General features: G+C 64.5%; 11 protein-coding genes. 5 read left to right on the top strand and 6 right to left on the bottom strand.

The window, feature by feature from the left end:
* Positions 1-19 precede the first annotated feature (19 nt).
* Positions 20-835 (top strand): ferredoxin--NADP reductase, encoded by an 816-nt coding sequence (locus tag P0Y52_03570; GenBank protein WEK58628.1) that lies wholly within the window; start codon positions 20-22, stop codon positions 833-835.
* A gap of 4 nt (positions 836-839) precedes the next feature.
* Positions 840-1,172 (top strand): chorismate mutase, encoded by a 333-nt coding sequence (locus tag P0Y52_03565; protein ID WEK58627.1) that lies wholly within the window; start codon positions 840-842, stop codon positions 1,170-1,172.
* A 5-nt stretch (positions 1,173-1,177) separates the two neighbouring features.
* Here P0Y52_03565 and P0Y52_03560 read toward each other — a convergent pair whose 3' ends face one another.
* From P0Y52_03560 to P0Y52_03535, 6 genes are all read right to left on the bottom strand, one after another.
* A complete protein-coding gene (locus tag P0Y52_03560) occupies positions 1,178-2,476 on the bottom strand; it encodes an HlyD family efflux transporter periplasmic adaptor subunit (protein ID WEK58626.1) in 1,299 nt (432 codons plus the stop codon).
* Positions 2,452-3,843: a TolC family protein gene (locus P0Y52_03555; protein ID WEK58625.1), complete on the bottom strand. Its 1,392-nt coding sequence runs from the start codon at positions 3,841-3,843 to the stop codon at positions 2,452-2,454. Before P0Y52_03555 ends, P0Y52_03560 begins: the two co-directional genes overlap by 25 nt.
* 64 nt (positions 3,844-3,907) lie before the next feature.
* Entirely contained in the window at positions 3,908-5,083 is a 1,176-nt protein-coding gene (locus tag P0Y52_03550; protein WEK58624.1) for an ABC transporter permease, read from the bottom strand.
* Positions 5,080-5,751, bottom strand: a complete 672-nt coding sequence (locus tag P0Y52_03545; protein ID WEK58623.1) for an ABC transporter ATP-binding protein — start codon at positions 5,749-5,751, stop codon at positions 5,080-5,082. Before P0Y52_03545 ends, P0Y52_03550 begins: the two co-directional genes overlap by 4 nt.
* Positions 5,752-5,899: 148 nt before the next feature.
* Entirely contained in the window at positions 5,900-6,391 is a 492-nt protein-coding gene (locus tag P0Y52_03540; protein WEK58622.1) for a hypothetical protein, read from the bottom strand.
* Positions 6,392-6,495: 104 nt separating this feature from the next.
* Positions 6,496-9,450, bottom strand: a complete 2,955-nt coding sequence (locus tag P0Y52_03535; GenBank protein ID WEK58621.1) for a TonB-dependent receptor — start codon at positions 9,448-9,450, stop codon at positions 6,496-6,498.
* Between the two features lie 223 nt (positions 9,451-9,673).
* Between P0Y52_03535 and P0Y52_03530 the strand changes: the two genes are divergently transcribed.
* From P0Y52_03530 to P0Y52_03520, 3 genes are all read left to right on the top strand, one after another.
* Complete coding sequence (locus P0Y52_03530; protein ID WEK58620.1) at positions 9,674-11,350, top strand: FAD-binding dehydrogenase; 1,677 nt, start codon at positions 9,674-9,676, stop codon at positions 11,348-11,350.
* Between the two features lie 24 nt (positions 11,351-11,374).
* A complete protein-coding gene (locus P0Y52_03525) occupies positions 11,375-12,253 on the top strand; it encodes a bile acid:sodium symporter family protein (GenBank protein ID WEK58619.1) in 879 nt (292 codons plus the stop codon).
* A 75-nt stretch (positions 12,254-12,328) separates the two neighbouring features.
* Complete coding sequence (locus P0Y52_03520; GenBank protein WEK58618.1) at positions 12,329-12,859, top strand: PadR family transcriptional regulator; 531 nt, start codon at positions 12,329-12,331, stop codon at positions 12,857-12,859.
* The last annotated feature ends 58 nt before the right edge of the window (positions 12,860-12,917 follow it).

Raw genomic sequence — 12,917 nt, 5'->3', positions numbered from 1 at the left:
GACGGCCTAGGTAGTCGCCATGTCCGACGCCTCCACCGCCGCGCCGCCCGTCAAGGCCAGCCCGTTCCACAATCTGGAAGTCCTGTGGGTCCGCCACTGGAACGACCAGCTGTTCAGCTTCGGCGTGAAACGACCCGAGGATTTCCGTTTCCGCTCGGGTGAGTTCGTCATGATCGGTCTGCCGGGCGAAGACGGCGGCAAGCCCGTGCTGCGCGCCTATTCCATCGCCTCGCCCTTCTGGGCCGAAGAGCTGGAATTCTTCTCGATCAAGGTCGAGGACGGCCCCCTGACCTCGCGCCTGCAGAAGATCGTCGCGGGCGACAGCGTCCTGATGGGCAAGAAACCGACCGGGACCCTGGTGCTGGACGCCCTGACCGGCGGCGAGCGTCTGTGGCTGATCGGCACCGGCACGGGCCTGGCGCCCTGGCTGTCGGTGGCGCGCGATCCCGAGACCTATTCGCGCTTCAAGCAGGTCATCGTCTGCCACACGGTGCGCAATGTCGCCGACCTGGCCTACCGCGACTTCTTCACGCATGAGATCCACGACGACCCGCTGATCGGCGACGAGGCCAGGGCCCAGTTGACCTATTATCCGACCGTGACCCGCGAACGGTTCGAGACGCCGGGCCGGATCACCGACCGCATCAAGTCGGGCGATGTCTTCGCCGACCTGCAACTGCCCATCGGCTTCTCGCCCAACAGCGACCGCGTCATGCTGTGCGGCTCGATGGCCATGATCAAGGAGACCGGCGAACTGCTGGAATCCTTTGGCCTCAAGGAAGGCTCGAACGCCGAACCCGGCGACTATGTTCTGGAGCGCGCCTTTGTCGGCTGACCTGATGACCTCACCCGCCACCGTCGCCATCGACGCGCGCAAGGCCCCCGAAGACTGCGCCACCATGGTCGACGTGCGTCAGGGCGTGGATGCGCTCGACCGCGCGCTTGTCACCCTGCTGGCCGAGCGTCAGCGCTACATGGACGCCGCCGCCCGCATCAAGCCGAACCGCGACGCCGTCTTCGATCAGGCCCGCATCGACGACGTAGTGGCCAAGGTCCTGGCCGCCGCCGAGCCCGCCGGCCTGTCGCCCGACATCGCCGAGCCGGTCTGGCGCCTGCTGATCGACCGCTGCATCGCCCACGAGTTCGCCAAATACGACGCGGCGCGCGGCTAGGCGCCTTAGGGCGACGGCGGCTGTGGAGCCGACCACACCACCGTCTCGCCGGGTTGTAACCCGGACAGCACCTCCACGGCGGACGGCGCCACCCGGCCAATGCCTATGGTGCGTCGCTGCAGCGCGCCGCCCCCCTTCGGCCGCACCATGACCCAGGCGTTCGGCGCCGCGCCCTGAACCGCTTCCGGCGGCACGGTCACGGCCGACGCATTCTCATAGGCGACGACGGCGATGTTGGCGGTCATGCCGATGCGCACGTTGCGCGCCGCCGCTTCCGACAGAGGGTCCAGACGGACCCTGGCCGTGAAGCTCGCCTTACCCCCGGCGCCCGGCGCAGTATCCGCCTCGCCCGCAACCCCCGTCACCACGCCGCTCAGGGAAGCCCCGCCGAAACCCGGTCCGGTCACGACGGCCTTCTGCCCCGGCGCCACAGCGTTGAGGTCCCCCTCGTCAAGGGTAAAGACCACATCGAGACCGCCCGTACTGGCGATCACGCCCAGCAACTGCCCCTTGGCGACGCGCGACCCGGCGCGGACGCCCTGCTCGCCCTTGTCGCCGCTGTCCGGCCGGACGATCACCCCGGCCTGCGGCGCGCGAATTACAGCTCCCTCGGCTCCGCCGACAGCGGCATAGCGCGACCGCGCCACCTCGCGTTGCAACAGGGCGATGCGATGGTCGCCGCCCTGACCGCGACGCGCCGTCTCGGCCAGTTCCTCACGCGCGGCGATCAGGCTGGCCTGGCGCTGGCGACGCTGCTGCAACAGGGCGTCATATTCGCTGCGCGGCACCAGACCGCGATCCAGAAGGGCCTTGGTCTCCGCCAGTCGGGCCTCCAGATCGCTCAGGTCGTCTTCGGCGGCGGTGAGACCGCGGGATGCGCGGCGCATCTCCGGCCCCTGCCCCCAGCGCTCCATCTTTTGCGCCTCCTCGTCAGCCTTCAGCCAGGCAGCCTCGGCCTCAGCGCGACTGCGGCTGACGTCGGCGGGGTCCAGTTCGACCAGGACCTGCCCCGCCGTGACCTGATCCCCGTAGGCGAAGCGCACCGCCAGGGCGACCGCCTCGAACGGCGCCGTCAGATCAATCCGGTCCCCCGGCGCGATCCGTCCGCTGAAGTTCGCCGCCACAACCAGGGGCGCCCGCTGCACCACCAGGCTCTGCTCAGTCGGGGCTGCGACCTCGCCCCCGCCCCCGCCCCCGCCCCGCGTCATGCCCAGCAGCAGTCCGCCCGCGACCACCACCGCCGCCCCGGCGTAGGCCCAGCGTCGCCGCCGGGACCGCCCTAGTCGTTCAAGGAAATGCGCCATGTCTCCAGCGTGCTCCCGATTTGCTGATCCAGCGCCGTCAGCGCATTGAGGTAGGCGATATTGGCCGACAGGGACTGGACGTCGGCGGCGCGCAGGTCCGCCTGCAGCGACAAGACTTCGAAGTTCGAGGCCCGTCCGAAACGCAGCCGCTCCTGACCAATCTCCAGCGCCCGCGCCGACAGGGTGCGGGCGCGCTGCGCCGCCTCAACCTGCCGCCAACCCGCATCCACCGCCTGGACCGCATCCAGAACCTGGCTCTCGACCGACTGCTGCATCTCTTCGTAGGCCAGTTCGGCGGTCTGCATGGCGGTCTCCGACGCCAGCCAGGTCTGTCGCCGCGAAAGGTCGCCGATGGGCAGGCTCAACCGCAGCCCCACCGTCGTATCGGTCTCATCATAGCGATCAAAGAAGCGCGGTCCGTCGTCGCGGGTCGCCGTGGCCACCAGGGACAGGTCCCAAAGCGTCTGATTACGGGCGATGATCATCGACTGCCGCATCTGTTCCAGGGACTTGCGTTGAGCCAGCAGGTCGATACGCGCGGCAAAGGCCGTCTCCAGGGCGCGATCCCGGTCGACCTCGACACGAGCCGCCGCCATCGGATCAACCGCCACCACATTGGTGCGGGAGGCCAGCGCCAGAAGCTGCAGCAATCCCAGTTGAGCGCTGACCACCTGCTGGCGCGCTTGCAGCACCGCGACCTCCTGATTGGCGACGCCGGATTCGGTCTGGACGATGTCGGCTTCCGCCATGCGCCCCGCCTGAATGAGGTCCCGGTTGGTTTCCAGCAGGGCGCGCGTCCGTTCCAGCGAGGCCTCGGCCAAGGCCACCTGCTCCTGCGCCTGAGCCAGGCCGCGATAAGACAGGATGACGGCGCTGACCGTCCCGGCGACCGTCGCCTCCAACTGCAGCCGGTTGATCTCCTCCTGCAGGCGCGCGATCTGGATCGGGGCCATGTTGACCGCCAGACCGCCCCCTCTCAGCAAGGGTTGGGTCAGGCTGACGCCGGCCGTGTCATAGCCCCCGCCGCCGCCCTGAAGCGGGTCCGCGCGGGCCCAGACGAAACGGACCGTTCCGCCCAGCGGCGTGCGCCAGGTCGCCGCCGGACTGATCAGGGTTTCGCTGCGCGACAGGCCGTCGAAGCGCCGCTGCACCACCTCCAGGCCGATCTCGCCACGAGGCACGAAGGCGCGTTCGGCGACCCGCAGGTCGAAGCGCTGGACCACCCGCTGCAGATAGGCCGACCGCACCCCGCGATTGTAGCGCAGGCTCAAGGCCACGGCCTCATCCAGCGTCAGTTCCAGCGGGGCCCCCGCCGGGATGGGTGCGCCCATCGGCAGGACGACCGGCGAAACGGGCTGAGGGGCCACCTGCGCCTGAGACATAGACGCGATGATCGCCAACAGGCCAGACAAGGCCGCCAGGTTTAAAACTCTAGTCGCCACGCAGAGCCTCGATCGGTTGAATGCGCGAGGCCGCAATGGCGGGATAGAGGCCGAACACCAGGCCGACGCTCGCCGCGACGCCTGCGCCCAGGAACAGCACCGTCCAGCTGATCGCGAAATCAAACGGCAGGAACCAGGTCACGACCCAGGTCAGCGCTACCCCCAACCCATCGCCCAGTATTCCCCCGCCCAGGGCCAGCACCACGGCCTCGATCAGGAACATCATGCGGATCTCGGCCGGCGTCGCCCCGATCGCGGCCCGCAGGCCGATCTCGCGCCGCCGCTCCATCACTGTCATCAGCATGACGTTCATGACCCCCACCCCGCCGACCAGCAGGGAAATCGAGCCGATGGCGATCAGGACCCCGCCCAACATGGCCATCTGCTTCTTCATGGCCTGGATCATGGTTTTAGCGTCCTCCACCCGGACCGGCGTTGGCGGCGTGGAGAGGGCGGCGGTGTAGCGGGCCACCGCCGCCTGGGTGTCGGCGCCTGGCTGCAGCCGGATCAACACCCCCGTCGCGCCGTCGCGCGGCATGACCCGGCGGGCGCAGGCCAAGGGGATCAGCACGGCCGTGTCGAACTGGATCGGGCTCAAGGCCTGAGGCGCCGTGGCCGCCAATGTGCCAACGACCGTAAAGCCATAGCCGCCGATCCGCACCAGACTGCCCGGTCCGACTGCGGCGCCCGGCGCTGACAAATCTGCAACCGCCTTCTGTCCCAGGACCGCGACCGGGCTGCAATCGTCAACGGCGCGCAGCAGCCGCCCCTCGGTCGCCGACAGACCCACCATCTCGGCCATGTCCGGCGTGGCGCCGGCCACCATGAGGCCCATCGACCTCGCCCCTGCCGCCACATTCAGGGTCGTGGTTGAAAAGGGCGCCGCCAGCACGGCCGCAGGATCATCCTTCACCAGACGGTCGATCAAGATGGGATCAAGGGCGGCAAAGCCGTCGCTCTGGACCGACAAAAGGTCCACCCCCGTCTGACGAAAGCTCTTCAGGGCCTCCATCTGCGCGATGTGCGCAATGTTCATCAGAGCGACGATGGCTGCGGAGCCAATGAGAACGCCCAATAGCGCCAGAACCGACCGCCGACCCTGGCCGCGCAGGTTCGCCATCGCCTCTCGTGACAATTCCACCAGACCGACGCCCCTGGCCGTCACTCCGCCGGCTCCTGCGGCAGAATCCGCCCGTCGCGGATTTCAATCACCCGGTCGCAAAGCCGCGCCATCTCGCGGTCATGGGTGATCATCAGGATGGTGACGCCCAATTCCCGATTAAGCGCGCCGAGCAGGTCCATGACCTGAAGGCCTGTCGCGCTGTCGAGATTGCCCGTGGGTTCGTCCGCCAGGATCAGACGCGGTCCCCCCACCAGAGCCCGAGCGATGGCTACACGCTGGCGCTGACCGCCCGACATCTGTTCGGGTCGATGATCCACCCGGTCGGACAGACCGACCCGGTCCAGCATGGCCAGGGCGCGCGCCTTGCGTTCGACCCGTCCAAGGCCGCGATGAAACAACGGCAGGGCCACATTCTCCCAAGCCGTCAACCGGGGCAAAAGATGGAAGGACTGGAAGACGAAGCCGATCAGTTCATTGCGCAGCCGGGCGGCTTCGGCGGACAACAGCCCCCCGAAAGAGCGTCCGTCGATCCGGACATCGCCCTGATCCGGGCGATCCAGCAGGCCGATCAGGTTCAACAGCGTGCTCTTGCCAGACCCGGAGGGGCCGACCAGCGCGACCTTCTCACCCGCCTCCAGACAGATAGACGCCCCCGAGAGCACCGGCGCGCCGCCTGCATAGGACTTCCACACCGACTCTACGACAAGCACATACAACCTCAGCGTTGCATCGACGATAGCCACACCTGGACGAGATTCTATGCATCAGGCCATCATAATCGCCACTGAACAAGTAAAAGCTCGCACCGTTGGAAGGATAACTTCCACGGCACGAGCCTCACTTAAGCAGGGCTTTGGATCAGGAGTAGGTCACGTTCGAAACGCGGACCGTGCCCGAGGCTTCGCACGTGCCGGACAGTTGGCCAGCCCAGGTCTGAAGCGGGATCTGCAAATCGATCCAGGTGGTCCCCCGTCCCGTCACGTTCGCATTAAGAACCTTGCTCGGGCACCAGCCCAGGATGGTGTTGATGCGCTGGGTGGTGATCTGCACCTTGTCGACGCCGTTCGGCGTCACATTCCAGTCGCCGACAGCGGTCACGCCAGCCAGAAGAGGCTGGGTGCACAGACCGAAGGTGCCGCCGAAATTGGTCATAACCGAGGTGGTGCTGGCCACCGTGACCGGAATGCTGTTCAGGGTGCAGGTCGAAGTGCTCGGAAGCAGGTGCTTGAGATTAAGAGTACCAGTGACAGCCTTTGTACCAGCAGCAGAACCAAAGGTTTGCGCCGAAACTGAACCAGCGCCGAGAACAACAGCGGCAGCAGCGGCGATGGAGATAATCAACTTGGTCATATCATCACTCCTTCTCGATTTCGTCGGATTATTCCAACGAGAACATCGTACAAGGCACAACCAATAATGCAACCTAAGATTGATGACCTCTCGCCCTGGTTAGGTCAGAATCCCTTCTTGATGCTGAAACCGAACACGCGGGGATCCAGTGTGAAGACGTTGGTGGTCAGCATGGTGTCGTCACTGTTCGTGAAGGCGTCCACGATCGGCGCATCATCGAAGATGTTTTTCACATAGGCCTGAACACTGACGTTGGTGTCATAGTTTTCGAACGTCACCGACAAGTTCGCGCTACCCCACCCCTTCAGACGATCATACTCGGTATTATAGACCCTGAAGTAGCTTTCGGACTGCCTGTAATAGTCACCTCTTACGGTCAGATCCCAGTTGCTCAGGTTGAAGGTGTATTGCGCACCGATGTTACCCGTGAAGTTCGGAGCGTTCGGCAGTTCGTTTCCGCTCAGGTCCGCTGCAAACCCGCGCCCGCCGTTGGGCGCATCGGTCAGCGGATTATAACTAACCCCGAAGAAGGCATGCAGCGGGAGATAGGACGGGAAGTTCGGGTCGAATGACCCCACGCGAACCGACCCGCCGCACATGGCCGACAAGGCATAGAGCCACAGCGAAGGTCCGAAGGGAGACCCCAGAACGTCCTCAACCAGTTGCTTGGGCGCAATACAGTTCGAGGGGACCTGAACCCAGGGACGAACAACCACCCAGTCGCTATTGCCCTGGGTCCTGTTCATGACATCGATGGATTCCTCGCCCTTTCCGATCTTCGTCTTCAGGTAGCCAAGGTTGGCGTCGACGCGGAAGTTCCGCGTGGGCCGCCAGATCGCCTCGAATTCAAGCCCCATCGACTCGGCGTCGAAATTCTCGTTCAGAGAAATGCGGTCAACGATCTGAGACACCTGATAATCGGTATATTTGTAATAGAAGGCGGTCGTATTCAGACGGAGTGTTCCGTCCAGCAGGTTCATCTTACTGCCAATTTCGAACGACGTGACGTATTCGGGTTCAAACTGTTCAGGCAGAGGCTGATACTGAACCACAGCCGGGTTGATATCGGCACGCGGAGGATTAACCCCGCCCCCCTTATAGCCCCGCGCCAGCGATGCGTAGAACATCATGTCTTCGGAGGGCTTCCAGTCCAGAACCGCCCGCCCCGTCAGCGCGTCCCATTTCTGCTCGATATCCGGAGCGGCGACCAGGCCGCGAACCACAGAACCACCGGTTATGATGCCGCCCGTCGTATCCGAATAGCCAAGAAGCAGTTGGCTGGGATAAGGGGTCGTCACCTTCTTGTCGTGAGTGAAGCGACCGCCCAGCGTCAGGCGCACCTGCTCCGTCAAATCAATATAGGCCTCGCCAAAAATGGCGGAGGATTCAGTTTTTACGACATTCTTGCTTCTGAAGTAATTATGCCCGTCCCCAGCGATCGATCGAAGCGGACTATAATCGACATATACACATTCGACGACGGAGCCGTCCTCACACTTGATAGTAGCGATAGCTGGGAATTTGGAATTATCCGGCCCATAGAAATACTCAGCCATCATAGAGAACGTATTATTGAATACGTAGTAGTTGTCTTCAGTATTGAATTTCAAATAGTTGGCGCCGAGATTGAAATTGAAGCGCCCGTCGCCTTCGGACTGAATGCGGAATTCCTGATAGAATTGATCGTTGTCCGCTTCACTTATGTCGGCTGACAGCATGCGATTGGAGCGGCCCAGCTGCGGATCGTCGTAAAACCCGCCCGGTGATATCGTTGAACCGAAGATAGGATTTCCAAAGACATCGAAGAGTCCATCGCTGTCCGAAAAAACAGGATTGGAAACGTAGCGCGCATAGTCCTGGCTCGCCCAGAACTTGTCTGACGTATAAAGCGTCTGGGAATGAAGGGTGACGTTATCCGTCAGGCCGTACTTCAGGTTCAGCTGAAAAATGTCGTTCTTGGCCTGATAGATGGGATCATAGCCTGTCGATATTTCTCTCAGATTCCGAGACTGAACCACGCCGCTGTAGGGATCTCCGCTTTTCATGGCATAGACAGGAACCCCGCCCAGGGCTGGGTTGGCGTCCAATCCCAGCGATAGGGATTGAGACAGTATCAGCACCGAAGCCATTCCGTTGCCGTTGGGGGTTTGGTAGGCGGCGTCAGAATAGAGCGAGCCCGCCGAACAGCCTTGGCTCAACTTGCCCCTCAAGGCCTCATCCGTAATCGTGACAGAACCGATCTGCGCTGGCCCGGAATCTCTCGTGCAGAGGTTCTTGCCCGTGCGGGACCGGTTGTCGTCTTCCCCGAAATGTTCCCAGATGAAATTGGCGCTGAAGCGGTCATTCGGCTCCCAGGCCGCAGCCAGGCGCGTTGAATAGAGATCACGGCCGTTGACGTCCGTGTCTTTAAACGTATTGCGGTCAAAGCCGTCGCGCTTGGTTACTGAGGCCGCGCCGCGCACCCAGAAGGTGTCGCTGAGCGGGATGTTGAGCATCATCTGACCGCGCGTCGTGCCAAAGTTTCCGACCTCCGCCTTCAGCATGGCGTCAAAGTCCGGGCCTGGCAGGTTCGGGATCATGTTGACCACGCCCGCCGTGGCGTTACGCCCATAAAGGGTGCCCTGAGGCCCACGAAGGACTTCGACCCGGTTCACGTCCATATATTCGGACTCGAACAGGCGGTTCCGGATCATCGGGGCGTTGTTGAAACTCACAGCCACCGCAGGGTCGCTTGACGCCGACACAGCCTTGGTCCCGATCCCGCGGATCGAGAAGTTGTACATGCTGAAGTTGTTCTTGGAGAAGCTGACGTTCGGGATAGCTCGCAGAAGCTCCGAGCCGCCCTCGATCTTCATGGCGTCCAGCGTCTCGGCGGAGAAGGCCGAGACGGCGATCGGCACGTCCTGGATCGATTCCTCGCGCTTCTGCGCAGTGACGATGATGTCGTCGATCGCCGTCGCGCCGTCCGGCGCCGTCTGAGCCAGGGCCGGCGCGGCGATGCACAATGCCAGAATGGATACAGTCGCGGCCAGGCGCGCGTGAACGACGGATGTCGCCATTTGGTCCCCTCCCCAGGGTGCGGCCCGTTCCCCAACGGGTTCCGCGATGTTTCCTCGCCGCCGAATAGTTCCGCAGCCCGGGGCGGCGCCGGTCGCGGTTGATCCAGAGACCATCACGCTACTCACCTATCTGTCAATACATATTAACACGCATGTTTGTCGAGGAAACTCTCGTTTCATATTGACATAGATGTTAGCCTTCTCCGCAAAAGGGGAGCGGACAATGGACGCAGACGTCATCGTAGTGGGCGGAGGACTGGCCGGACTGGTCGCCGCCAATGAGCTGATTCAAGAGGGAAAGCGCGTGGCGCTGGTGGATCAGGAGAACCCGGCCAATCTGGGCGGACAGGCCTTCTGGTCCTTCGGCGGACTGTTTCTGGTCAACTCGCCGGAGCAGCGGAAGCTGGGCGTGCGCGACAGCTTCGACCTGGCCTGGCGCGACTGGCGGGGCAGCGCAGGCTGGGACCGTCTGGATGGGCCGCTGGCCGAGGATGACTGGGCGGTGCGCTGGGGCCGCGCCTATGTCGAGTTCGCCGCCGGCGAGAAGCGCGCCTGGTTGAAACAGCATGGGATCAGCCTGACCCCCATGGTCGGCTGGGCCGAACGCGGCGGGGGACAGGCCTTCGGACATGGCAATTCCGTACCGCGTTTCCACGTCGCCTGGGGCACGGGGACCGGGGTGTCGGAACCCTTTGCTGACCGCGCGCGGGCGGCGGCCAGGGAGGGACGGCTAAGCTTCTACCATCGGCGACGCGTCGATCGGCTGCTGGTCGAGGGTGGGCGCGTCACCGGGGTTGCGGGCTCGATTCTGTCGCCAGACGATGCGCCGCGCGGCGCGGCGTCCAACCGTGATGTGGTCGGCGATTTCACTCTGAGGGCCGGGGCGGTCGTCCTGGCCTCGGGCGGCATCGGCGGCGACCATGACGAGGTGCGGCGCTTCTGGCCCGAGCGACTGGGCGCGCCGCCGAAATCGATGATCACTGGCGTCCCCGCCTATGTCGACGGGCGGATGCTGGACATCGCGGGCGAGGCCGGGGCGAGGCTCGTGAACCGCGACCGCATGTGGCACTACGTCGAGGGGGTGCAGAACTGGGACCCGATCTGGCCGCAGCACGCCATCCGCATCCTGCCCGGCCCGTCGCCGCTGTGGCTGGACGCGCTCGGGCGGCGACTGCCCGCGCCCGCCCTGCCCGGCCACGACACCATGGCCACGCTGAAATATCTGCGCACCACGCCGGATCTGGCCGAGCATGACCACTCCTGGTTCATCGTCAGCCAGAAGATCCTCGAGAAGGAGTTCGCGCTTTCCGGGTCCGAGCAGAACCTCGACATCACCGAGCGCAAGCTGCTGAAGGTGCTGATGTCGCGCCTCGGCAAGGGCGCGCCGCCCGCCGTGGACGCCTTCAAGCACAAGGGCGCCGACTTCGTCTTCGCCGATAATCTGGAGACGCTGGTGGCGAAGATGAACGGCCTGACCGAGCGTCCCTTGCTGGACCCGGCCCTGATCCGTCGTCAGGTCGAGGACCGCGACGCCCAGATGGACAATCCCTACGCCAAGGATTTCCAGATCATGAGCATCCACAACAGCCGCCGCTACCTCGGCGACAAACTGGCGCGGACGGCGACGCCGCACCGCCTGCTGGACCCCAGGTCTGGACCGCTGATCGGGGTCAGGCTGCATGTCCTGACGCGCAAATCTTTGGGCGGGCTTCAGACCGATCTGTCGAGCCAGGTGCTGAAAGCCGACGGCACGCCGTTCGAGGGGCTATACGCCGCAGGCGAGGCTGCGGGCTTCGGCGGCGGCGGATTGCATGGTTACAATGCGCTGGAAGGCACCTTCCTGGGCGGGTGCATCTTCTCGGGCCTGGCGGCGGGACGGGCTCTCGCCGGTCGGGTCTGAGGTTTCTCGGGGGAGGAAGAGGCTATGGATTCACCCTTGGCCATGATCGGCCTGCCGGTCGCGCTGGGCGTCATCATGTTCGGGCTGGGGCTGGACCTGACGCCCGGCGACTTCGCCCGCATCGGCAAGCGGCCCAAGGCGGTCGCCCTGGCCCTGGCCTGTCAGTTGCTGCTTCTGCCCGCCGTCTGTTTCGGGCTGGTGCTGCTGTTTCGCCTGCCGCCGGTGCTGGCGGTGGGGATGATGCTGCTGGCGGCCTCGCCCGGCGGGACCACGGCCAACCTCTATAGCCACCTGTTTCGGGGCGACGTGGCCCTGAACATCAGTCTGACGGCGATCAACTCGGTCATCGCCGTCCTGACCCTGCCGGTGATCGTCAACCTGTCCATCGCCTGGTTCCAGCCCGGCGATATGACCGTGGGCCTGCAACTGAAGAAGACCATCGAGGTCTTCATGATCGTGCTGGCGCCCGTTTGTCTGGGGATGCTGGTGCGCGGCTTCAAGCCCGGCTTCGCCCGCGCCATGGACAGGCCGGTTCGGCTGGCCTCGGTCGTTATCCTGACCTTGGTGATCGCGGGGGCGGTCGTGTCCAACTTCGCCGTGCTGAAGGACGACTTCGTGGCCCTGGCCGGCATTGTCGTCAGCTTCTGCATCCTCAGCCTGGGCATTGGCTTCATCGTCCCGCGCCTGTTCCGCATCAACCGCGAGCAGTCGATCGCCAGCGCCTTCGAGGTCGGCCTGCACAACGCCACCCTGGCCATCGTCATCGCGGAATCGGTGCTGGCGGTCCCGGATATGTCGCTGCCCGCCGCCGTCTATGGCGTGCTGATGTTCCCGCTGGCGGCGGTGTTCGGCCTGCTGATTTCGCGCAAGAGGGCGCTCGAGACGGCCCCCTCAGAGACCTGAGCCTTAACGACCGGGGTGGTCTCGTCGGGGTTCGCGGCTAAAGTCCCGCTTCGCACGACCACCGCCGAGAAGCCGATGTCCCTGCCGCACGCCCTGCTGACCGCCCTGACCGAACGGCCCGGCTCAGGCTCTGATCTGGCCAGCCGGTTCGATCGGTCCATCGGCTATTTCTGGCAGGCGACGCACCAGCAGATCTATCGCGAGCTGGCACGGCTGGAGACCGCCGGCTGGATTGAGGCTCTCTCGGTCGAAGGCGGACGCGGACGCAAGCGCCAATACAGGGTGCTGCCGCCCGGGCGCAGAGAGTTGCAACGCTGGGTCGCCGAGCGCCAGAGCGTCCTGCCGATCCGCGACGAACTGATGGTCCGCCTGCGGGCCGAAGCCGTGGTAGGCCCGACCGACCTGATCGAGACCCTGGAGCAGTTGGCCGCGCAGCACCGCCAGAAGCTGGCGACCTATCAGACCATCGAGACCCGTGACTTCCCACAAGCCCCCAGCGCCAAAGGCCAGAAACTTCAGCACCTCGTCCTGAAGGCCGGCCTGACTTATGAAAGCCGACGCCTCGCCTTCTGCGAGGAAGCCATCGCCATCCTGCGCGCGGGTTAGCGTCACGGTTTGCAGCGAACCGCCTCATGGCGTCATATGCTTCCCAGTACATTCCTGG

The organism is Candidatus Brevundimonas phytovorans (genome assembly GCA_029203145.1).
Lineage (GTDB): Bacteria > Pseudomonadota > Alphaproteobacteria > Caulobacterales > Caulobacteraceae > Brevundimonas > Brevundimonas phytovorans.
Note: the sequence above shows the minus strand (reverse complement) of the source record. Positions and strands in the feature narration are given on the sequence as shown.

Excerpts from the sequence above, each read along its gene's own strand:
- P0Y52_03520 (WEK58618.1), top strand. The coding sequence starts at position 12,329 with ATGTCCCTGCCGCACGCCCTGCTGACCGCCCTGACCGAACGGCCCGGC.
- P0Y52_03570 (WEK58628.1), top strand. The coding sequence starts at position 20 with ATGTCCGACGCCTCCACCGCCGCGCCGCCCGTCAAGGCCAGCCCGTTC.
- P0Y52_03540 (WEK58622.1), bottom strand. The coding sequence starts at position 6,391 with ATGACCAAGTTGATTATCTCCATCGCCGCTGCTGCCGCTGTTGTTCTC.
- P0Y52_03560 (WEK58626.1), bottom strand. The coding sequence starts at position 2,476 with ATGGCGCATTTCCTTGAACGACTAGGGCGGTCCCGGCGGCGACGCTGG.
- P0Y52_03530 (WEK58620.1), top strand. The coding sequence starts at position 9,674 with ATGGACGCAGACGTCATCGTAGTGGGCGGAGGACTGGCCGGACTGGTC.
- P0Y52_03525 (WEK58619.1), top strand. The coding sequence starts at position 11,375 with ATGGATTCACCCTTGGCCATGATCGGCCTGCCGGTCGCGCTGGGCGTC.
- P0Y52_03565 (WEK58627.1), top strand. The coding sequence starts at position 840 with ATGACCTCACCCGCCACCGTCGCCATCGACGCGCGCAAGGCCCCCGAA.
- P0Y52_03535 (WEK58621.1), bottom strand. The coding sequence starts at position 9,450 with ATGGCGACATCCGTCGTTCACGCGCGCCTGGCCGCGACTGTATCCATT.